This is a genomic window from Gilvimarinus japonicus (assembly GCF_042847215.1).
Classification (GTDB): Bacteria; Pseudomonadota; Gammaproteobacteria; order Pseudomonadales; family Cellvibrionaceae; genus Gilvimarinus; species Gilvimarinus japonicus.
Map to the genome: position 1 here is coordinate 279,210 of NZ_AP031500.1, position 22,494 is coordinate 301,703.

A 22,494-nucleotide genomic window follows, 5' to 3' on the forward strand; every position below is an offset into this window, starting at 1 on the left:
ATCGTTGGCAGCGCATTTTTGCGCCCCTAGTGTTGTTATGGTTCGTAACGCTCTTCTACTGCAGGGTAATGATCCCACACTTGGCGGTCATTGAGTGAGCGTAACAGCTTAATGTATTCGGCGTGGGTCCAGGCAAGCGGTGTCGCCGAGTTAGTGCCCTGGCCTTTGGCGTACTGGTACGTGCTGTTGTTGCCCACGCCGTCCCAGACTTGCTCCGGGAGCATTAGCCCCTCGTTGGCAAAGGCCTCTAGCGCGCCGGCGTAGGTATTACTCAATCCGGCAACCGCTTTCTGATTGTCGGTCGCCAGTGCGTAAGCCAGCTCATAGTGGCCGCGCTCGCCGCTTAAGAATGGCCAGACGCGACCGCGTTGGTCGGCGTGATTTTTACCGCCAATAGCGTAACCGGTGCCATCGCCGGTGCGTTCGCCGTAGCCGTCGCCACCGTAGCGGCGCCAGCCAGAGTATTGTTGACCATTTTTGCTAAAGTCGTATTTTACCCGTAAATAATCGGGCAGTTCGGCGCTGTCGATCTCATCCAGCGAGTCGCGCACGGCGGCATCGGTGGCCGGTAGCACGCCGTAGCGCACCAACTCTAAAAAGCCGGGGTCGACAATCTCGCTCTCATTTAGCGGCCCTTGGCCATTGCGATCCATCAGTTTAGCGGCATCGCTGGGGTCATCATTGCGGTTAATGCGCAAAAAGTAGCGGCCGTCGGAGCCTTTGCTTGCCAGTGCGCCATCGGTGGTAAAGGTACGCGATTTGAGCTTGTCGGCGTATTCATCGGCGCGGGCTAAGTAGTGCTGTGCTCGTTCGGGTTCGCCTGCCAGCTCGGCCAGTTCGGCGGCGCTGACAAGGCCGGTGATAATGGCGGCGGTGGTGGAGGGGGAGTGTCCCTCTTGTTCTTCCCAGCGCTCTTGTTGGGTAAAGGGTGGGTGGATGCTGGTGGTGTTCCAGCCTAGTGAGATATCGCCACCATCGGCCAAAAAGTCGGCCGCGGGACGCAGCATATCGCGATACCACTGGCGTGCAGCGGCATCATTTAAGATGCCCTCTTGCCATAAGCGCCAGCCAAGCATAATGGGCATGGCGGTTTGATCAAGCTGCACGGAGAACCATTCAAGGGTGCCGTCGACGTGGGTTTTTTGCAAAAACCAGCCGGGCGCGCCGGTATAGCCTGGCGTTTGCGGGCCAACTTGAACTTTTTTCAGGTAGCGAAATGCCACCTCGGGGGTTTGGGTGTCGCCCAAGGCTAAAAAGGCCATGGCAACTTGATAAAAATCCCGTGGCCAAACGGCTTTGTATCCGGTGGATGATTGCGTGGCGGGGACGATGTCGCCCCAGGGGTTGGACAGCGAGGCGATCAGTGCACCGGCGTGGGTTTTATCTTCTTGCGCTTTTAGCACCAGGGCGCTGGCGTAGGCTAATTTGCCGCCGTCGGTAGCGCTGGCACTTAAGTTGGGTAATGCCTCAAGGCTGGCTATGTAGTCTTCCCAGCCGATGGCTTCGCCTGCACCGTTAAACTCGGCCAATACTTGACTAAAGCCACGGCTTAACGATGCATCGGCTTGCTCGCGCGCCGCATTATCACTGCCGCCAAAACCTAAGGCAAAATCCCATTGGGCGCTGGTGTTGCTCAGGGTGGGAAGGGTTAAGGCAATGCTGACATTGCCCGGTACCGCGCCGGTAGAGCGGTAAAAATGCTCCTGCGAGCCATCGGCCAAATCGCTCCATAGATCGGAGGTGCCGACAAACCCGACCGAGCCTTGCACCTCGGCTTGCGTGGTAATCACCATGCTGGTGTCGCCTTCACTGGCGTACCAGTAGTGGCCGTCACCATGGGCAGTGTCGCCGGTGCCGGTGTTGGCGATGTGCGGGTTGACGACTAAGTGTGCGGTAATGTCATCGGCGAGCGCGGTAAACGTTACTCGCTGTAGTAGTGTGTTGTGTTGAGGGTCGGTGACGAGCTGCTTCTCAATTTTGTACTGCCCGTCTTTATCGGTATTGGTGATTTTATAGGCGAGCGATAGCGGACGCCCCTCGGCGTCGGTGTGTAAATACTCAATCTCAGTGGTAGTGGCGTCTTGCTCTAAGTCCACAAACCCCGGGCCGCTCACCACAAACTGCATGTCTTTAATTTGTGCCTCGTGAATCAGCCCGTACATGGTTTCGGTCACAATACCTTGGGCCAGCGAAAACCATACCTTAGACACTGCGCCGGTGGCGGCTTGGTCGCTGTACTCGCCGTTGTGGTACTGCTCGTAGCTGGTGCCGATGCCGGTTTTGCCCGAATAAGCCCAAGTGGGCGGCGCCCCGGGTGCGTTGGGGGCGACCGATACGGCTTCGTCATTTACCGGGTCGTGGCTGGAGGTATCGTTACACGCTGTAAGGGTCGCTACGGCGATGCTGCCAATTAGGCTGGGGAGTAATTTGCCAAGGGTCATGTTACATCTCTCTTATCATTTTAAGCCCGTCACTTAGCGGGGTCGTGCGGCGCAAAATAGGGCATTGACGTCCAAGATAATCGAGCCCAGAGGGGGCGGCAACCAAATACATACGTATTCATAGCCAATTTGCGCTGCATACGAATGCAGTGGCTTGCGCGTGTTCCAGCGGGTGAATTAGTCTTTTCTAGGCCTGTTATAGGTGAATTGACAATAACGAATGCCGGAGGCTCTTGTGAGCCCCACGGACCCGAACTTTTAGGATGTATCATGCAAAACACTCCTTGGTGGCGCGGCGCCATTATCTATCAGGTTTACCCCCGTTCATTGATGGACAGTAATGGTGACGGTGTGGGTGATATTGCCGGCATTATCGACAAGCTCGATTACATCGCAAGCCTGGGGGTGGATGCTATTTGGGTGTCGCCGTTTTTTCGCTCGCCCATGAAAGACTTTGGTTACGACATTAGCGATTACCGGGACGTCGACCCGCTGTTCGGCACGCTGGACGATATCGATCGTTTAATCGCCGAGGCACACAAGCGTGACATTCGGCTGATTATCGATCAGGTGCTGAGCCATACCTCCGATCAGCACGCCTGGTTTCAGGAAAGCCGCGAATCAAAAGATAACCTCAAAGCCGATTGGTATGTGTGGGCCGACCCAAGTGAGGACGGCACGCCTCCCAATAACTGGCTGGCTATTTTTGGCGGCTGCGCGTGGGAGTGGGAGCCGCGCCGCGAGCAGTACTATCTGCACAACTTTTTAAAAAGCCAACCCGACCTCAATTTTCATAATCCCGATGTGCGCGCGGCAATTTTGGCCGAGGTGGAATTTTGGCTAAAGCGCGGCGTCGATGGTTTACGTTTGGATGCCATCAATTTTTGTTTTCACGATAAACAGCTGCGTAACAATCCGGCAAAACCTGCCGCCGAGCGCAAAGGTCGTGGCTTTAGCGAGGACAATCCTTACGCGTTTCAGCGCCACCTTTTTGATAACACCCAGCCCGAGAATCTTGAGTTTATGCAAGAGATTCGCTGCTTGATGGATCGGTATCCGGGCACGGTAACTCTGGGTGAAATCTCCTCGGAAGATTCTCTCGCCACCATGGCCGAATACACCCAAGGCGACAAGCGTTTGCATATGACTTACAGTTTTGAGCTGTTGTCGGAAGAGTTTTCGGCCGCGTACATTCGCCATACTGTCGAAACTTTAGAGCAAGGTCTGGGTGAAGGCTGGCCCTGCTGGGCGATTGGCAATCACGATGTGGCCCGTGTCCTTAGCCGCTGGGGGGGCGATAGCGCTTCGCCGGCACTGGCAAAAGTTCTCAACGCGATGTTGTTTTCATTGCGTGGCAGCATTTGCAGCTACCAAGGCGAAGAGTTGGGTTTAACTGAGGCGAATATCGATCAGCATCAGCTGCAAGACCCGTACGGTATTGCTTTTTGGCCACGGTTTAAGGGGCGCGATGGATGCCGCACGCCGATGCCTTGGAGTAACGGTGTGGCCGGTGGTTTTACCGATAGCTCACCTTGGTTACCTGTGCCGCAAGAACATTTGGCCCGCGCGGTATCGATTCAAGATGAAGCGCCCGACTCGGTGCTGAATGCCTATCGGACTTTTACCGATTGGCGAAAACAGCAGCCTGCACTTTTGTGGGGTGATATTAAATTTTACGATTTAGGTGAGAACCTATTAGCGTTTACCCGCGCTACCGCTGAACAAACATTATTGGCGGTTTTTAATTTGTCGTCGCAATCAGTGAGTACAGAGTGCACTCGGGCGCTGTGTGACGAGGGCGAGATAACCCCAGTAAGTGGTCATGGGTTTTCGGGTCAGCTACAAGAGGATGCATTGCTTTTAGCTCCATTCGACGCCTACTTCGCTGCGCTTACTCGTTAAACATCTAGGCTCGCTGTGCATAGCAGCGGGCCCTTCCCTTCTTCGGTTAATGCCGCACTATAATTTATTCTCCTGCCTAAAATACCTCGTCATAGCTTTTGACAAATAAGCGTTATTGCATACGTATTCATGTTGAACAAAAACTGCACTGTCCATAGTCTTGGATGATAGAGATAAAATCGCAGCCATAAATAATAACGAGGGCGCACATGAATATCTTCCTGAACCTTTCAGTAATTTCTCTTTTTTATAAACAGCACTCACGCTGACATTATTTTCCAGTGAACTTTATAAGGCGTTAATTTATCGCTTGATATGAGGCCGCCCGGCCTAGTTTTATCTAATGACAGTTGTACAGATCGATATTAACGCCTAGTGAAGTTATTTCGGGAAATTACGTGCCTAAAAAATACCTTTAACGGTATTTTTCCCGCAAGTTTATTTGAAAATTTTTTGCTCTGACGGTATTGAGCGTGTTCTTCCAATAATGGCGCCTGTTACAGCGCTAATAATAATGACTGGGTAGATTGCTATGATTTATAACAATCGCATAATCGCTAGTATGCAGCGCTGTTTTCGTTGTGGTCTTCTTTTTGCTGTTTCAAGTATGCTTGTGGCGGTTAGCGCTGAGGCGCAGCAGTGGGATAGTGCGTATCTGCGCGGTACCTCCAATAACTGGGGTGCTACCGCATTAACCTATGATGAAGATGTTCAGCTCTGGCGAACGACGCAAGTATTTGGCAACGATAATCCTCGATTTAAGATTTCACGTTTTGATAATTGGACCGAAGCCTATCCACAAAACGACTATGTAGTGACATCGGGGGCGGGTCGCTACATTATTCGTTTTAATGATGTAACACACGAGATTAGCGTGGCAGATGCTGAGCCAGAGCCTGAAACGACAATAGCCGAACATTCCGTTTGTTTTGCGAATCCAAACAATTACAATCAGGGTTATGTTTATTTCTGGGATGCTCGTCCCGCCGTATCAACGTTCCAGCTCAAGGCGTGGCCGGGCTATGAGCTAGCGGATAATAATGGTTACCTTTGTCTTGATTTGTCGCCATTGCTGCAAGCTGACTCCCTTCCCGAATCAGTTAATGTTATTTTTCACAATAATGAAGGGGATCAAACAAGCGATCTATTGTTGACGGGGGATGCTTGCTTTTCTGGCAGTCAGTGGGTGAGCTTAGCCGATTGTGGCTTTAGCGCATACATGCCCGCATTTGCTATTGACGCCGGTGACAACGTAACGACTGATGCCGGTAGCTCTGTGACGCTTAAAGCTACCGCCAACAATGGAGAAATCGCGAGTGTTGAGTGGACAAGCGATGTTTGGCCTGCGGTGATAAATGGCAATAATGTTGTATCGCCCATTTTACCATCCGCAGGAAGTTACACGGTTACCGCCACGGCCGTTTCAGAGAGCGATGAACTGGCCAGCGACAGTTTCTCATTGACAGTTAACCCCGCGCCCGATGTTGATCAAGTCAGCAGTAACAGTCTTTGCTTTACCAACCCTAACGATTTTCAGCAGCCTTATATTTACCTCTGGGGAGCAGTTCCCGATGGTGCCCTAACCGGGACGGCACCTTGGCCCGGCAATGCGATGACACAAACTGGCGATCACTATTGCTTTGATGTGACACCGCATTTGAGTGGTGAGATGCCGAGCACAGTCAATATCATTTTTAATGATGCCGGCAATCAACAGACAGAAGATTTAACCTACAGCGGGGATGCTTGCTACAGCGCTCAGGGCTGGCGCGATCTCGCCGATTGCGGATTACATGTTGCGGGGGAGCTTCCTGTCGCCAATGCAGGTGAAGACCGGGTTGTTACGGTAGGAGATGGTCTCGAACTGTCGGCCGCTGCATCCAGTGGACCCTATCAAGAGGCTCGCTGGAGTAGTGCGCAGTGGGCGGAAGATTTGCTTGGTGAGCAGGTAATGAGCCCCGCCTTCGAAGCGGAGGGAGTGTCTACTGTTACACTGACTCTAACCACCGCGGCAGGAAATACCGTTACGGACTCATTACAGGTCACGGTATTGAGCAGCGGGGATGTACCGGGGATGAATCAGCGACCGGTACTTGCGCAGCCGCATAACTTTCCCATCGTCGGTCGTGTTTCTCAGGGCAATTATCGCTTTGAAGTTGCCTATCCAAATCTGACTAATCAGTTTATGTCACCGGTTATGATTACGCCCGAAATGACCAGTGGCTTAATGTTTGTTGTCGATAAACTAGGCGTGGTTTATGCGTTTCCGGATACGCCTGATGTAACGCCGGCGGATGTGGTAACTCTGTTGGATATATCGAGTCAGGTAAAAAATTATCACGAACAGGGTTTGCTGAGCATTGCTTTTGATCCCAGCTACGCCATTAACGGTTTTATTTACGGTTACTATATTAATGGCACTAACGACAATGAGCGTGAGCCTAATGGCCAGTTTGGTGATGGTGTGTTGCAGCGTTGGACTGTCGACGATCCTTACAACCCCACAGAAGTTCTAGCCGGGTCGAGTGTAGAGCTTCTGCGTATCGCGCAACCGGGTCCTGATCATAAAGGTGGCATGTTGCAGTTTAGCCCAGAAGATAATTACCTTTATCTAGGGGTGGGCGATGGTGCCTACGGTCATAGCGCTATGACTTCGTATGCGGAGGACCCGCGCACCAACAATAACGCTCAAGTGACGAGCAATTTACTTGGCTCGATGATTCGTATTAACCCTCTCGAGCAACCCGTGAACGGCAAGTACTACGACATACCCAGCGATAATCCTTTTGTAGGGGTGGCAGGCTTTCGCCCGGAGATTTGGTCCTACGGGCACCGCAACCCTTGGCGTTGGGCGTTTGATTCTGAAGCGCCTTATACCTTGTGGGAAACCGAGGTCGGTCAGGCGGGCTTTGAGGAAGTCAATCTAATTAAAAAAGGTAAAAATTACGGTTGGCCCGTATGTGAAGGCAGAGACAATCGCGGCAACTTAGGGGGTGACCCAGCTAAAAGTTGTAGCACAGATTTCGAGCCTCCACGGGAGGGCTATAACCATCCTGTCGGTCGCTCCATTATTGGCGGTATCGTCTATCGTGGCAATGCGTTGCCAGGGTTGAGTGGTCGATTTGTGTTTGGTGACTATGTTACCAAAAAGATTTGGGCGGTTGCCGATGGTGAAGACAAGGCACTCGTGAGTGACGCTTTTCCTGAGAATATCGCCTCATTTGGTACCGGTACTGATGGTGAGTCGTTATTGGTATCGACCTACGGTGTTGAGTACGGCGGCAACTCGACAATTTATCGTTTGCTAGATGATGATGCCGAGCGAGCGAGTATTCCCGAGCGGCTATCGGATACCGGGTTATTCTCAAGCTTGCAACCGTTAACACCACTTGATGGTGTGATTGAGTACGACGTTAACGTGCAAGGCTGGTTTGATGGTGCTCATGTTCGGCATTTTATGGTGGTACCCGAGGGTGAGGTTATTAACTTTTCGGCAACAGAGGATTGGGATCTTCCCGCCGGTTCAGTCTTGGTTAAACACAAAACGGTTAGTGCCAGTGATGGTGGTCAAGTGCCCTTTACCACGTCGGTTTTGTTTCGCCAAGAAACCGGAAACTGGCAGGCGGCAAATTATCGTTGGAATTCTGAACACAGTGAGGCGACGTTGGTTACCCAAACATCAACCGTTACCGACTCCGATGCCGAAGGCCGCGAGCGAGCTGTACAGGCTCCTGCCGATTGCGGCTCGTGCCACACTGGTAACGGCAGTCGCGACCCGTTGGCACTACATACACGTCAGCTGAATCGCAATTTTGATTACGCTGGCATAACGGATAATCAGATCGATGCGTTTAACTATGTTGGCATGTTTGACTCGGTGATTGATGAGGCCCGTAGTTTTACCGCGTTTAGCGCCTTGACTGATACCAATGCGAACCAAACGGCGCGAGCAAAGGCATATCTAGACACTAACTGCTCGCACTGTCACTCCAGTAGTTTTATGGATATGCGTTACGACACCCCACTGGCGCAGATGAAACTGCTTAATGTACAGACCAGCGGTGGTAAATATCGCATCAAACCCTTTAGCCCTACTGATAGCTTGGTTCATATTTATCAGGTTAGCGATGGCAATCGGATGCCGAAAGGAACGCTCTACACGAATCCTTTAGCGGCTGCGTTCTTTAATGATTGGATTGCCGCTCCCAGAGCGGAGCAGGTAGCTCTTGACGTCAATGTGGCTGAGACCGTCAACCCAGGTGATACCGTTACGGCAAACGTTGCCGCCGTTTTTAACAATGGCTTTAATCATGCGGTGGAGGCTATCACTGCCGCCGTGACCAGTAACCCCGGTATTTTAACGGTGGAGTCGATTACTGGTAATGAAGTCATCCTGCGAGCAGAGTCTGCAGGTGTGGCGAGTTTGACGGTTCAAGCGGGGGGCTACGATAGCTCGGTCAATATCGAGGTGGTCAACATCGATACCGCCCTGAGCGCTATCGCCATTTCACCCAACCCTCTCGCACTGACTGCAGAGCAGCAATTGGTAGTCTATGGAGTACGAACCGATGGTACCAAAGTGAATTTATTTGGCGAGGCGAGTTGGCACATCACTCGTGGCAATGATGTCGTCAGTGTGAATCAACAAGGCTTAGTGACCCGCTTAGCGAACGGAACGGCAACGGTGTCGGCACAAGTGGGTGATTTAACGGCGAGTGTCGATCTTGTCGAGGCGGAGCAAGGGATATCTCTACGCTACGATAACAGCGATAACTGGCCCGCGGTATACGCCTACCTGTGGGTAACCGTGAATGGCGTCGATCAGCCTTTTGCTGATTGGCCAGGGGTCGCGATGACCAATGGTGGCGATGGTTGGTGGAGCCACCAGATCGATGCCGACTTATTGCCTGAAGACTCGGTGAATGTGGTTTTTAACAATGGCGGCAACGGTGAGCAAACCGCTGATATCGATAATATTACCCAGTCGTCTAGCTACAGCAATGGCCAATTGCAGCCATGGGATGACGACATTGAAAACAATGCCGAGATTGCTCGGCTGGCGGTTATTGGCGGCAGTACCGAAAATAATGAGCGAGATTTTTCGGTGGGAAGTGTGGTGACGGTAACCGCCGATGATGCGCCATTGGGTACTGAATTTACCGGCTGGCAGGGCGATGGCGCGGCATTTATTGTGGGGTCGGTTAGCGACCGTCGAGTACAGGTTTTAATTCCCGAGCACAATGTTTCTGTGCAGGCAGTGTTTGCCGGGCAGTCCGGTAAGTATCAAGCGGGAAGAGATTTTTACGCCGCGCAATGCGCGACTTGTCACGGTGATGATGGTAATGGCGGGGTCGCGACTGCCATTAATAATTTAGGTGAGTCCTGGAACCAAAGCTTACTCGCCAATTATATCGCTGATTTTATGCCGATGGATAACGCGACCAGTTGCAGCGGTACCAGCGAGAGCGACTGTGCTTTTGAAATCTCGAGGATGATTATTGCCGATGCCTGGGAGCAATCGGTTTGCAATGGTGCCGAGTGTGAGGGCAATGCTATTGATGCGCGTAACCTGCGCCTATTAACCAAAGAGGAGTATCTCAATAGCGTAAGAGACGTGTTTAATATTAACTTCTCGGCTGAGATCATGGATACCGTGCCGGCGGATGGGCGCTATAGAAATTTTACCACCGCATCATATTTGACCTCGGGTTACGATCGTACTCTGGGCTATCAAATGGTCGCCAAAGAGCTCGCCGAACAAGCGATAACCCGCTATACCTTTCGCGGATTGGCGGACGGTTGCCAAGAAGCGCGTTGCGCCATCGAACGCTTTGGTAAGCGCTTGTTTCGTCGTCCACTCGAGAGCGGCGAGATCGACGCCTATCTCGCCTTGTTCAGCGATGAGGATGCCGGCCGCAGTGCGTTGCAAGCCATGTTGATGTCGCCGCATTTTATGTACCGCTCAGAGCTCGGGCAACTAAATGCAGAATCGGGGCTATACCAGCTGTCCGCTTATGAGGTGGTGACGTCTCTCACCTATACCTTTTGGGCCACTACGCCCGATACGGTACTGATGGATATGGCTGACGATGGCGACTTTGATATTAATAGCGCGTTGAGCTATGTGCTTGACGATGCCCGTGCCGAGCGCGGTTTACGTCGCTTTATCAAGGGGTGGCTTATTAACAACCAGTACCCATTCCCAGCGATTAATAACCCCGATTTAGTGGTGGCACTACAAGAAGAAACTGTGCGCTTTGTGCTCGATAACATCGAATCAAATATGCCTTTCTCTGAGCTGCTGTTGGCGGAGTATACCCAGGCGAATGATTTGGTGGCTGACCATTATGGTCTCGCCGGGGAGACAACCGAAGGTTGGGGGATGCGCCGTTACGCTAACGATGATCCGCGCACCGGCGCGGGTTTATTGGGGCACGCTAGCTTTTTAGCTTCGCGTACTAATACGGTGAATCCGTCGCCCATTAAGCGCGGGGTGTTTGTGCGGGAGATGCTCATGTGCCAAGAGTTTCCACCTCCGGCTGCGGCCAACTTTGATGTTCAGTTTGAAGATGACGACAGTAACCGTGAGGCGACGGCGCGTCACACCCAAGAGCCCGCCTGCCGCGCCTGCCACCAGTTTATCGATGGTGTGGGCTTTGGCTTTGAGCGCTATGACAGTCAGGGTTTGTATCGGGTCATCGAAACTCTGGGTAATGGTGAAACCCAAGAGATTGACGCCAGTGGCGCGATAAAAAGCTTGTACTCTCCCGAGACCGTTATGGACCCGGACAGCGAGGCGGTACCGTATCATTCTATCGCCGAGTTGGCCGCGTTAATCGCCGGCAGCGGGCAGGGCGAGGCTTGTTTTGCGCGGCAGTTTTATCGCTATTTTGTGGGGCGTGAAGAAAACAAACTGAGCGACGAAATTATTATTCGTTCGTACAGTCAGGATCTTCGAAACGGGGGCGGCATGCGCGACATGCTGAAAGATTTGGTGTTATCCGATAGCTTCACTCAGCGCCGCTAAGCGATAGGAGAATTATCATGACAACAGTAACGAACCGATCACGGCGGAAGCTATTGCTTAATATGGCGCGTACTGGCGCGCTACTGCCCTTTGCTGGACAAATGTTGGGGCAAAACGTCTACGCCCAAACCGGTAGGGCCCAGCGTGTTTTGTTTTTGTACTACCCCAACGGGGTAGTGCCATACAACTGGCGGCCGGCGCAATTTGACGGCGGCATTGGCGGCTCGCAAGAGTTGAGTTTTGGTTTGGGGCCTCTGGCTAACTGGCACGATCGCCTGATTGTGTTAAGAAACTTAACGCTGGATATCGGCTCGGGCGCCGGTGCGCACTACAACGATATGCGTGGTATTTTAACGGGTAATAAAGATATTAGCGCCTCCAGCGCTAGCATTGATCATTTAATTGCCGAGCAGCTCGGGAGTGAGAGTGTGCTGAGCCTCGGCGTGCGCACCGGATCTAAGTCGGACATTATGATTTCTAAGCCACGTAATGTGGGTACCACTGAGCGACCGATTCCCAATAACGATCCGCGCGATGTGGCGGCGAAGCTGGCGCTGGGTATTGGCGATGTGGATAGCCCGCAGTCCGATGAGATGCGCCGTATCTATGAGGCCATTTTGGACGATTTTGACTCGCTGGCAAATGCCACGCTTGATACCGCGCGCCGGAGTAAACTTGCCATTCATGAAAACGCGTTAAAACGATTAAAAGATCAGTCGGGCGTGCAAGTCGGTGAATGCGCGTTTTTTAGTACAGATGTTTTATCGGACCCCTACGCCAATTCTACGCAAGCGTTGAGTCAAACCGAATGGCAAATGTTTCCGCATTTATGCCGCGCGCAGATTGATAATATTGTCGGTGCGTTTTCCTGTGGTTTACATCGGGTAGCAACATTGCAGCTATCCAAAGGCGATGAAAATGGCAATCTGGTTAACTACTCGTACGACGAGTGTTGGCAAATGGCGCAGCAAGCGCTCGATCAGGGAATTAAGCCCAGTCAGAACGGTGACCCGGTAACGCCAATGACGCGCTGGTACAACGAGTTCGCCAGCCACAGTGCATCCCACCGGCCGGGCGATGTTCCCCATACCGCGCAGGTGCGATGGTATCACTCCTTGCTGGCCTATACTTTGGAGCAGCTGAACCATAAAGGGTTGCTGGACGATACCTTAGTGGTGATGTTCTCTGAGGTGGGTGATGGTTCTCAACACGGGGGCGCGGCAGGCTCGGTCACTTTAGCCGGGGGGGCCGGTGGCGCGCTCAATACCGGGCGGATTATCCACTGTGGCAACGGCAGTAATGCAGACCCTCAACGTATCTGGGGGACTCACCAATTGTTTGGCGATGTTGCCCGCTTGATGGGGGTAAATTCTTTGCCAGAAGCGCACTGGAGCGGAGGTGTAGTGTGACCAAGGGCGAGCTTGGTTGCATACGTATTCAGTCGGTGCGGGGCTTTGTATACGTATGCATAACATTGTAACCGGGCATTAAGCTGACTACTCTAAAACTCTGCATTCGTTCCGGTGAATGTGACAGAGATACATGGGCTCTCTTCTTTGTATTGTGTTGGCGCGGCTTTGGCCGCGCCTTTTTTTGTCTGTCATTTAATCTTGCTTATCATCTTCGCTATCGCGGCGCCGTTGCGCTCGCGGATGAGCGTTGTCGTACACTTTTGCCAAATGTTGAAAGTCCAAGTGAGTGTAAACCTGAGTGGTTGAGATGTTGGCGTGGCCTAGCAGTTCTTGCACCAAACGTAAATCCGAGCTGGACTCGAGCATATGGCTGGCAAATGAATGGCGCAACATGTGTGGGTGTACGGGCTGACCTACGCCTTGGCGCAAACTGATTTGCTCCAGCCGCGCTTGCACACTGCGGTGACTAATACGGCTGCCTCTTTTGCTGACAAACAGTGCTTGCTCGCTGGCGTTAGCGTGTAAATCCCGGACGCTTAAATAACGTTTAACGGCGGCGATGGCAAAACGCCCTACGGGCAGCTCGCGCTGCTTATTACCTTTACCGGTCACCCGGATACTGGCGCCAGCCAAATCGATATCGTGAATGTTACTGCCCACCAGCTCGGCTAAACGCAAGCCCGACGAGTACATTAGCTCGACCATGGCACCGTCGCGCAGGCTGATAAAGTCATCGCCATCCAGTTGCACAAATTGACCGGCTTGATCCACGTCTAACGTTTTGGGCAATTTTTGGGGTGATTTGGGTGCCTGTAGGCCCTCGGCGGGATTGGCGTCCGTCCAGCCGCGCTTTATGGCGAAGCGAAAAAAGCTGCGCAGCGCCGATAACCAGCGCGCTAAGGTTTTGCCGCCGCTGCCGGTGCGGTGTTGCTGGGCGAGCAGCAGGCGCAGCTCTTGGTGATTGATGGCGCTAAAGTTGTTTAGGCCGCGGGTTTCGGCGTATTGCTGCAGTTTGCGCAAGTCGCGCCGGTAGGCGTCTAGGGTGCGGGCAGAGAGTTGCTTTTCTACCCGCAGGTATTGTGTAAAGGCCTCGACTTCAGACTCTAGTGGCAGTGCTTCAGATGTGAGCATAAGCCGTCTCTTTGATGGCGCCGCAGGTTATGTTTTGCGTCGTTTTATTGTGGCAAATAGCGCGGCAGTAAGCGGTTGAGCACCTCGGCAATATAGGCTAAAAACAAGGTGCCCATACTGGAGCGATAGTACTTAGGGTCGCGGTTGCCGATGACCAGCAGGCCAAAGGTTTGGCCGTTGCTGAGCGGTACGGTTGCCGCCGAGCCCACCTGCATGGCAGCGTCGCCAAACAGATACGCTTTTTCTTTGTCGCCCAGCTTGCCGCAAAATGAGCGATTACTTTTTAACAGTGCGCCAATGTTATCGCGGGCTTCTTTTAAGCTAACCACGCGCGCCTGTGAGCCTCCGATGCTAGCGGTGTCGCCAAACAGCAAGGTGCGGGTAAAGTGGATACCAAACTCTTTGTCAAAGCTGTAGTGCAGCGCGTCGATAATGTCGCCTAAGTCGCGCCCCTCTAGTAGCTCTAAAATCAGCCGTTTGGTTTTATCAAACAGGCGATCGTTGTCGCGGGCGTTATCGAGTAAATGGCTTAAGCGGTGGCGCATATCCATGTTGCGATCGCGCAGCACCGCCACTTGGCGCTCGACGAGGGAGATGGCGGTACCACTGTCGTGGGGCAGTTCGATCTCGGCCAGCAGGGCCGGGTGATCAGAAAAAAACTGCGGGTGCGCCATCAGGTAGCGAACCACGTCTGAGGCGCTTGGCATGGGAGGCGTGTTGTCGCTGTTGTCCGTCATATTAAATTTTGACCTGTCCGTGAAATACACTGGTCGCGGGGCCGATCATAATGACCGGTTGGCCTTCTCCGGCCCACTGAATGTTTAGGTGACCGCCGGGCAGCTCGACATCGACGTTGTCATCTAATATGCCCCGCAGCCGGCCGGCGACGACGGCGGCACAAGCGCCAGTGCCACAGGCGAGGGTCTCGCCCGCGCCGCGCTCGTAAACGCGCAGTTTGATGGCGCCCGAGTTTATTACTTGCATAAAGCCGGCGTTAACCCGGCGGGGAAAACGCGGATGAGACTCTATTTGCGGGCCCAGGCTCTCTACCGGTGCGCTGTCGACGTCATCGACTACGTATACCGCGTGGGGGTTGCCCATGGAGACCGCCGATACACTGATGTCGTGATCGCCCACCGTAAGAGGGTAAACCACCGCGCGATTGTCGGCGGTAAATGGGATCTCGGCAGGCTCCAGCACTGGCACGCCCATGTCGACGCTGACGTTGTCATTTTCATCGACGGTGAGAACCATAACGCCCGAAGCGGTTTGCACCCGAATAACATTTTTCCCGGTCAGGCGGCGATCGCGCACAAAGCGGGCAAAGCAGCGCGCGCCGTTGCCGCAGTTTTCGACTTCGGTGCCGTCGGCGTTAAAGATGCGATAGCAAAAATCCACATCGGGTGAGGTGGGCACTTCGACCAGCAGCAGTTGATCGCAACCGATACCAAAGTTGCGGTCGGCCAGCGCTCGCACCTTGTCGGCGCTAAGGCGTATTTTCTGGCTGATGCCGTCGATGACAACAAAGTCGTTGCCAAGGCCGTGCATTTTAGTAAACCGCAATCGCATAGGGGTTCCTGATGCTGACTTCTTAAATGATAGACCAGCCATATTATCGTAATTGGCCGGTCTTTGCCCATGCCGCGCTATTGCTCGACGATATGCTCGCCGCGAATCATATCGACAAAGCTCTCGCGCTCGCGGATTACGTGGACTTGGTCGCCGTCCACCAAGATCTCCACCGCGCGGGCGCGAGTGTTGTAGTTCGAGCTCATGGTAAAGCCGTAGGCGCCGGCGGACATCACCGCGAGGTAATCGCCGGGGGCGAGGGCTAAATCGCGATCTTTGCCTAAAAAGTCGCCGGTTTCGCACACCGGGCCGACTAAGTCCCAACGCTTGGTCTGGGCTTTAGAGGGCGCCAGTTGGCGAATGTCTTGCCAGGCTTGGTACAGCGCCGGGCGGATATTGTCGTTCATGGCGGCGTCGATAATGGCAAAGTTGTGCGCCTCGGTGGGCTTTAGGTAGAGCACTTTGGTCAGCAATACCCCGGCATTGGCGGCAATCGAGCGGCCCGGCTCAAACATCAGCGCCAGTTCGCGGTCACCGATTTTGGCTTTAATGGCCTCCATATAAGTCGCCACCTCGGGTGGCTGCTCGTCGCGGTAGGTGACGCCCAGGCCGCCGCCCAAATCTAAGTGGCTAATCTGAATGCCATCGGCGCTGAGGTTATCCACCAGCACCAGTAACCGGTCGAGGGCATCCAAAAACGGGTCCAGCTCGGTTAACTGCGAGCCGATATGGCAGTCGATGCCCTGGATATCAATGTTGGGCAGCTCGGCCGCGCGGCGATATACCTCGGGGGCGCGGTTAATATCGATGCCAAACTTGTTCTCTTTGAGCCCGGTGGAGATATACGGGTGGGTTTTGGCGTCCACGTCCGGGTTAACACGCAGGGATACCCGTGCGATTTGGCTCTTCTCTGCGGCGACCTGGCTTAGCAGCTCTAGCTCCGCCTCGGACTCGACATTAAAGCAGTGAATGCCCACCGCCAGTGCTTTGGCCATCTCGGCGGCGGTTTTACCCACGCCCGAGAAGACAATGCGCTTGGGGTCGCCGCCGGCGGTCAGTACCCGCTCTAGCTCGCCTCCCGAGACGATATCAAAGCCGGCGCCTAAGCGTGCCAACAGGTTGAGTAGGGCGATATTAGAGTTGGCTTTTACGGCGTAGCAAATCATGCCGGGGTGCTGGCCCAGCGCCTGGGCATAGGCTAAGTAGTGCTGGGTAAAGGCCGCGCGGCTATAAACGTACGCAGGGGTGCCATATTGCTCGGCGATGTCGCTTAAACGCATATCCTCAGCGTACAGCTCTGCGCTGCGCTCGGTAAAAAAAGACATAAGATTCTCTCTTGGACTAATCTGCCGGTGTGGATTCTGATGGGGCGGAATCTTCAGCGGGCAAGTACAGCGGGCCCTGCTGGCCACAGCCGGTACACAGGCAAATCAGGGCGGTGGCGCATAAAAGCCGTAGATAGGTCATAGACTCGTCACAGGTTGTGGGCGAACAAAACGGCTAGTATAACCGCCGACTCAGGCGGGAACAATTATACGAATCGGTTGCGGTTATACTCTGGTATACATTCTTTGCATTTCCTTTCTTGCGACGAATTATACGACATTGTACAACAGGGACTCCGGCAGCTTGCACCTTTACTATCTATCCCAATAATCGGGTGTTCGACAGCGCGGCCTACAGGATGAACGTTTTGAACCAAACTATAATAGAGCTGGAAAACCTGCGTAAAGAGTACCGCAGCGGTGAGATATCCGTGGCGGCGCTACAGGGCGTGAGCTTTGCGATCGCCGAAAACGAATTTATTGCCATCATGGGGCCCTCGGGCTCGGGCAAGTCCACCCTGATGAATATTCTCGGTTGCCTCGATCAGCCCAGTTCCGGTCGCTATCATCTGGGCGGGCGCGAGGTCAGCACCATGAGCGATGACGAGCTGGCCGCGGTGCGCAACCGCGATATCGGCTTTGTGTTTCAGTCGTTTCACCTGTTGCCGCGGCTTAATATCGTGCGCAACGTGATGTTGCCGCTGAAATATTCCGACATTGACCCGGCCGATGCGCGCCAGCGCGCCCGCGATATGTTGGCGCGGGTCAATCTTGAAAACCGTCTAGAGCATGTGCCCAACGAGCTGTCCGGTGGCCAGCGTCAGCGGGTGGCTATTGCCCGGGCCTTGGTGAACCGCCCAAAAATTATCTTTGCCGATGAGCCCACCGGTAACCTCGACAGTAAAACCTCAGTTGAAATTATGGAGTTGTTCTCGGAGCTACACCGCGCCGGGCAAACCATCATCTTGGTCACCCACGAGCCCGAAATTGCCGAGTACGCGCAAAAGGTTATTCATATGCGCGATGGACAAATAGAAAAGGTAGAAATCAATGCGTCCCGCACTGTGTAGTTTGTTGCTGGCACTGCTGAGTTTGCCAGCGCTAGCCGAGCCTTTGTTGTTAAGCGGCGAGGTAGCCGCGCGGGACTCGCAAGTGTTTGTTGCACCGGAAACCGACGAATGGATAGTACAAATTGCCTGGATGGTGGAAGAGGGTACCCGGGTAGAGCCGGGCGATGCCGTGGTGCAATACGATTCTGCCAGTGTTGCCGCCAACCTGGAGCAACTAGAAGAGGGCCTGCGCAAGGTAAAAGCCGAGAGCCGGCGCAATGACTTAATACAAGATTTAGAGCTGAGAGAGGCGCAGCACTTATATGACGTGGCGGTTTTAAACTTAAAAAAAGCCAAGCTCGATGCCGGTATTCCCAGTGAGCTGTTAAGTGAGTTGCAGTACGAGCAATATCAGTTGGCGCTCACCCAAGCCATAAACGATGAGGTGGAAACCCGCAAAGCGTTGGCCGTAAAAAAAGAAGATGTTGTCGCTGAAAAACAGCGCAGCCAAGTGGAGATTGCCGGCGCTAAAAATGAGCTGCGCCGGGTGCAGTTAATGCTTGATAGCATGACGCAATACAGCGCGCGATCGGGCACCGCTATGTACGTCGATCACCCTTGGACCCGCAATAAAATTCGCCAGGGTGATTCGGTCGAGCGCGGCTTTAGTGTGCTGGAGATCCCCTCCACCGACGACTTGCATGTGCGCGCTTGGCTTAATGAGGTAGACATTGCCCAAGTCCATGAAGTGCAACAGGTCAGTATCGGTTTTGATGCCCGCCCGACACTCCAGGTAGCCGGTGTTATTGAGCGTATCGGCAAGCAAGCCGAACCGAAAAACCACTGGGGCGATTCAGGTTATATCGATGTCGATATTCGCTTTGACAATAAAAAATCATTGGGATTGTTGCCCGGTATGAGTGTATTAGTAGAAGTTAGCCCGGAGGGCTCGCCATGACTTTTGCCCGAGTATTTACGGTTGCTGTACTGGCGGTATTGCTAAGCGCCTGTGGTGGCAGCGGTGAGCCGACGCTAACCGTCAGTAAATCGGATATTCCGTTGGCGATTCAAACCACTGGCGAGTTGGCGTCGGCGCGCACCATCGAGATCGGCCCACCCAAAGTAAAATACACTTGGCAATATAAGCTTTCTTATTTAATACCTGAGGGCACGTGGGTCAAAAAGGGCGACCGTATTATGGCCTTTGACGCGCAACAGCAGCACTCGCGTTTGCGCGATTTGCAAAACGCGTTAGCCACGGAGCAACAGCGCTTAGAGAGCCAGGAGTTGGACAATAAGCAAGAGCGAGAACAGTTAGAGCTGGATTTGGCCGAAGCCAAAATGGAGCTGGAAAAAGCCACCCTTAAATCGAGTAACGTCGATGATTTGATGGCGCGTTTAGAAGTCGAGAAGTTACGTATTGATCGTCATATTGCCGAGCTGAACTATGACATGGTGGATTTTCGTCGCGCCAACCGTATCAGCCAAATGGCGGTCGACCGCGAAATTACCGAAAGCGAAGTGTCGCGCTTAACCTCGGAGGTAAATGAACAGCAGGACGCCATCGAAGAGATGCAAATTCAAGCGCCGCGCCCTGGCATTGTGGTTTATAAACCTAACAACGAAGGCGATAAGCCCGCTGAAGGCGATCAGTTTTCGGTGATTCAAAAAGTGATTGAGCTACCTGATTTAGAGAGCTTAATTATCGAAACCACCGTCGACGAACAGATTGCCCACAAAGTTAGCGCCGGTGACCGGGTAGAAATTAAGTTAGATGCAGTACCCGAACGCACGTTTACCGGCAAGGTGGATTCGCTGGGGCGAATTGTGCGCTTAAAGTCGCGCCGCGAGCCCAGCAAAGTGTTTGATGCTGTCGTCCGTATTGATAACCCCGACACCGATGCGATGCGGCCGGGGATGGCGGCACGCTTGTCGATCGTGCAGCGCATTGAGCCAAATGCCGTGGCACTGCCCCAACAAGCGTTAATGTATCGGGACGATAAAGCCTATGTGCGTGTAAAAAGCTTAACCGGCGAGCGCCAACAAGAGGTGACAGTAGCGGCGCGGCAAGCTGGCGAAGCGATTATTACCGAGGGTTTGAATAATGGCGACGAGGTGATGCTGTGAGTTGGCGCTGTAAGTTAACGCGGGCGGTAGCACCCGGTGTGGCGATGATTTTTTTAACGGGGCTGATGGCCTGCTCCAGCGAGCAAGAGTCGACGACCTTAACCATGGTTGTCGCTCCTAAGCCTTTTGAGTTTAGCGTGCCGGCCAAGGGCGAGTTAATCTCGGCCGAAGAGGTGACCATCAACGCCCCGTCGGGTAACCGGGGCCGGTTAACCTTGGCGTGGATGAAAGAGGAGAACAGTCGGGTTAGCGCCGGCGACGTCGTGGCTCGCTTTGATGGCACTGAGCACGAGCTTGAAAAACAGCGCGCCGAACTTGAGCTTGCCAAAAATTCATTATCGCGCGATGTAACCTCGCGTGGCTTGGGACAGAACCAGTTTGCCATTGTTCAGCAAGCCGGTGAGGTCGCGCAAGAGAAGGCAATGGTCGAGCGCTTTAGTGTGGACGATTTAACCGTCTACTCAAAGAATGAAATCATCGATCAATTGTTAAGCAAAGATTATTTGGCCGCGCAACAGGATTATCTCGACTGGCGCCAAAGCTCGCAAAAAACGCAGGGCGAGGCGCAGCTACAATTGTTAAGCCTTGAGGGCAAAAACTACCAAGATAAAATAAAACTGCGTCAGGGGGCACTGGAGCACCTAGAAGTGCTGGCACCGGTTGGTGGTATTTTGATTCACGCCAAAAACTGGCGTGGAGAAAAAGTCCGCGCCGGCCAAACATTATGGCCCGGCTCTAAGTTGAGCTCGATTCCGAGTTTAGAAAAACTACAAGCACGCCTTTATGTACTCGAGACCGAGGCCGCCGGAATTGAGATTGGTCAAAACGCCGAGATTTTACTGGACGCCTACGCCGATAGACCGCTCACCGGTAAAGTGGTGGCGCTGGCCAATATTGCCGCGCCACGGGACACCCGCAGCCCCACCAAATATTTTGAGGTGACCGTAGCACTGGATCAGTCCGACCCGAGTTTTATGCGCCCGGGGCAAAAGCTTGAAGGCGACGTTAGGGTTGCGCATAAAGATAATGCGTTGAGCATCCCCAACCAAGCCGTATTTAAAGATGAACATGAATCCTGGGTTTACGTAAAGCGCGGCGGCGGGTTTGTCCGTCAGGTTATCAAAACGGGGTTGCGCAGCCTCACCCAAACTGAAGTGGTCGCGGGAATAACCGCTGGTGATGAAGTGGCGTTACTGAAGCCCGCGGGAGAAACCTTGTGAAGAAATTAAAAGAAAGCTTCTTAGAGGCGTTAGAGCAGCTGTGGTTTCACCGTTTGCGCACCTTTTTAACCTTGCTGGGCATGATCTTTGGGGTGGGGGCCGTTATTGCCATGGTCAGCGTCGGTGAAGGCGCCGAAAAAGAAGCCCTGCAGTTGATCGAATCTATGGGGCTGCGCAATGTGTTGGTTGAAGAAAAGTCTATTTATGGCGAGCGCTTGCGCGATGTGCGTAAGCACTCGGTGGGGCTATCGCTGCAAGATGTGCGCGCCAGTATGGAGACGCTGCCCTTTGCGCTTAACTACAGTGCCGAGAAAAAAATCGAGGTGTACGCGCTGTTTAGCCGCAATGCTGACAGCGACAGTGAGGTCTTAGGCGTGACACCAAGCTTAAGTGAGTTGGGCAGTTTGCAGGTGGATCGCGGCCGTTGGCTAACGGATGACGACAACCGCTATTATCGTCAGGTGGTGGTGATCGGTACTGCGGTGGCTAATCAATTGTTTCCCCGTGGCGATGCTGTCGGGCAGACCCTTAAAATTAACCATCTGTGGCTGGAGGTGGTGGGGGTACTGAAAAGCAAAAACCTGAGTAAAGATAATTTTCAGGGCGTGCAGTTGTCCGGTGAAAATAACCGTATTTATATGCCCCTTGAGACGGCCTTAAAGCGTTTTGACTTTCGCGATATGGCCTCGGAGATCGATGCATTTAGGGTTGAGTTAAGCCCCGGCATTAGCCCTCAGGTGGCCGCTAAAAACCTCGGCCATTTGCTTGACCGGCGGCACGGCCAAGAGCAGGACTACAATATTGTGGTGCCCGCCGAGCTGCTTAATCAGCACGAGCAAACCCAGCGCATCTTTAACATTATTATGTCCTGTGTGGCGGGAATCTCGCTGCTGGTGGGTGGTATCGGCATTATGAATATTATGCTGGCGACGGTGCTGGAGCGCACCAATGAGATTGGCCTACTGCGTGCCATTGGCGCCACTGAAAAAAACGTGCGCGACCAGTTTATTATCGAGAGTGTCACCATCGCCGGTATTGGTGGCTTGCTGGGCATTGTGCTCGGCTTTAGCTTGGCGGCGGTGATCTCGACTTTTGCCGGCTGGCCTGTAGCCTGGTCGTTAAATGCGGTGGTGGTCGCGGTGTTGTTTTGTACCGCCACAGGTTTGATTTTTGGTATTTACCCGGCGATTAAAGCCTCACAGCTCGACCCGATCACAGCGTTGCAGCACGATTAAACCTGTGCGCCGGCCAAGTGCCGGCGCACCTCCTACCTTTTTGCGCTGATCTTCTA

Annotated in this window: 13 protein-coding genes; 8 read left to right on the plus strand and 5 right to left on the minus strand. The window is 53.4% G+C overall.

What is annotated here, in order from left to right:
* Positions 1-35 precede the first annotated feature (35 nt).
* A complete protein-coding gene (locus tag ACGHAD_RS01190) occupies positions 36-2,441 on the minus strand; it encodes a glycoside hydrolase family 15 protein (RefSeq protein ID WP_382414138.1) in 2,406 nt (801 codons plus the stop codon).
* A gap of 270 nt (positions 2,442-2,711) precedes the next feature.
* Here ACGHAD_RS01190 and ACGHAD_RS01195 point away from each other — a divergent pair, with 270 nt between their 5' ends.
* The 3 genes from ACGHAD_RS01195 to ACGHAD_RS01205 all read left to right on the plus strand — a co-directional run bounded on the left by ACGHAD_RS01195 (position 2,712) and on the right by ACGHAD_RS01205 (position 12,779).
* Positions 2,712-4,343: an alpha-glucosidase gene (locus tag ACGHAD_RS01195; protein WP_382414140.1), complete on the plus strand. Its 1,632-nt coding sequence runs from the start codon at positions 2,712-2,714 to the stop codon at positions 4,341-4,343.
* Between the two features lie 607 nt (positions 4,344-4,950).
* A complete protein-coding gene (locus ACGHAD_RS01200) occupies positions 4,951-11,370 on the plus strand; it encodes a starch-binding protein (RefSeq protein ID WP_382414142.1) in 6,420 nt (2,139 codons plus the stop codon).
* 17 nt (positions 11,371-11,387) lie between these two features.
* On the plus strand, positions 11,388-12,779 hold the full coding sequence (locus ACGHAD_RS01205; protein ID WP_382414144.1) for a DUF1552 domain-containing protein: 1,392 nt from the start codon (positions 11,388-11,390) through the stop codon (positions 12,777-12,779).
* A gap of 195 nt (positions 12,780-12,974) precedes the next feature.
* Here ACGHAD_RS01205 and xerC read toward each other — a convergent pair whose 3' ends face one another.
* From xerC to lysA, 4 genes are all read right to left on the minus strand, one after another.
* Positions 12,975-13,913, minus strand: coding sequence for a tyrosine recombinase XerC (gene xerC / locus ACGHAD_RS01210; protein ID WP_382414146.1), 939 nt, complete (start codon positions 13,911-13,913; stop codon positions 12,975-12,977).
* A gap of 44 nt (positions 13,914-13,957) precedes the next feature.
* Entirely contained in the window at positions 13,958-14,650 is a 693-nt protein-coding gene (locus ACGHAD_RS01215) for a DUF484 family protein (protein WP_382414148.1), read from the minus strand.
* 1 nt (position 14,651) lies between these two features.
* Positions 14,652-15,482 (minus strand): diaminopimelate epimerase, encoded by an 831-nt coding sequence (gene dapF, locus ACGHAD_RS01220; RefSeq protein WP_382414149.1) that lies wholly within the window; start codon positions 15,480-15,482, stop codon positions 14,652-14,654.
* A gap of 77 nt (positions 15,483-15,559) precedes the next feature.
* Positions 15,560-16,807, minus strand: coding sequence for a diaminopimelate decarboxylase (lysA, locus tag ACGHAD_RS01225; RefSeq protein WP_382414151.1), 1,248 nt, complete (start codon positions 16,805-16,807; stop codon positions 15,560-15,562).
* Positions 16,808-17,175: 368 nt separating this feature from the next.
* Here lysA and ACGHAD_RS01230 point away from each other — a divergent pair, with 368 nt between their 5' ends.
* From ACGHAD_RS01230 to ACGHAD_RS01250, 5 genes are read left to right on the plus strand one after another with little or no spacing between them, the layout of a single operon-like run.
* Entirely contained in the window at positions 17,176-17,877 is a 702-nt protein-coding gene (locus ACGHAD_RS01230) for an ABC transporter ATP-binding protein (protein ID WP_382414153.1), read from the plus strand.
* The gene (locus ACGHAD_RS01235) at positions 17,858-18,814 is read left to right on the plus strand and encodes an HlyD family secretion protein (RefSeq protein ID WP_382414155.1); all 957 of its coding nucleotides are present in this window, start codon (positions 17,858-17,860) and stop codon (positions 18,812-18,814) included. Before ACGHAD_RS01230 ends, ACGHAD_RS01235 begins: the two co-directional genes overlap by 20 nt.
* Positions 18,811-19,983 carry an efflux RND transporter periplasmic adaptor subunit gene (locus ACGHAD_RS01240; protein WP_382414157.1) on the plus strand — a complete coding sequence of 391 codons (1,173 nt, stop codon included), beginning with the start codon at positions 18,811-18,813 and terminating at the stop codon, positions 19,981-19,983. Before ACGHAD_RS01235 ends, ACGHAD_RS01240 begins: the two co-directional genes overlap by 4 nt.
* Positions 19,980-21,203 carry an efflux RND transporter periplasmic adaptor subunit gene (locus tag ACGHAD_RS01245; RefSeq protein ID WP_382414159.1) on the plus strand — a complete coding sequence of 408 codons (1,224 nt, stop codon included), beginning with the start codon at positions 19,980-19,982 and terminating at the stop codon, positions 21,201-21,203. Before ACGHAD_RS01240 ends, ACGHAD_RS01245 begins: the two co-directional genes overlap by 4 nt.
* Positions 21,200-22,438, plus strand: a complete 1,239-nt coding sequence (locus ACGHAD_RS01250; RefSeq protein WP_339616994.1) for an ABC transporter permease — start codon at positions 21,200-21,202, stop codon at positions 22,436-22,438. The genes ACGHAD_RS01245 and ACGHAD_RS01250 overlap by 4 nt, the downstream gene beginning before the upstream one ends.
* Positions 22,439-22,494: the final 56 nt, after the last annotated feature.

Bases quoted from the DNA above. Each gene is read 5' to 3' on its own strand.
- ACGHAD_RS01235 (WP_382414155.1), top strand. From the start codon at position 17,858: ATGCGTCCCGCACTGTGTAGTTTGTTGCTGGCACTGCTGAGTTTGCCA.
- ACGHAD_RS01215 (WP_382414148.1), bottom strand. From the start codon at position 14,650: ATGACGGACAACAGCGACAACACGCCTCCCATGCCAAGCGCCTCAGAC.
- ACGHAD_RS01240 (WP_382414157.1), top strand. From the start codon at position 18,811: ATGACTTTTGCCCGAGTATTTACGGTTGCTGTACTGGCGGTATTGCTA.
- ACGHAD_RS01195 (WP_382414140.1), top strand. From the start codon at position 2,712: ATGCAAAACACTCCTTGGTGGCGCGGCGCCATTATCTATCAGGTTTAC.
- ACGHAD_RS01190 (WP_382414138.1), bottom strand. From the start codon at position 2,441: ATGACCCTTGGCAAATTACTCCCCAGCCTAATTGGCAGCATCGCCGTA.
- dapF (WP_382414149.1), bottom strand. From the start codon at position 15,482: ATGCGATTGCGGTTTACTAAAATGCACGGCCTTGGCAACGACTTTGTT.
- ACGHAD_RS01205 (WP_382414144.1), top strand. From the start codon at position 11,388: ATGACAACAGTAACGAACCGATCACGGCGGAAGCTATTGCTTAATATG.
- xerC (WP_382414146.1), bottom strand. From the start codon at position 13,913: ATGCTCACATCTGAAGCACTGCCACTAGAGTCTGAAGTCGAGGCCTTT.
- ACGHAD_RS01200 (WP_382414142.1), top strand. From the start codon at position 4,951: ATGCTTGTGGCGGTTAGCGCTGAGGCGCAGCAGTGGGATAGTGCGTAT.
- lysA (WP_382414151.1), bottom strand. From the start codon at position 16,807: ATGTCTTTTTTTACCGAGCGCAGCGCAGAGCTGTACGCTGAGGATATG.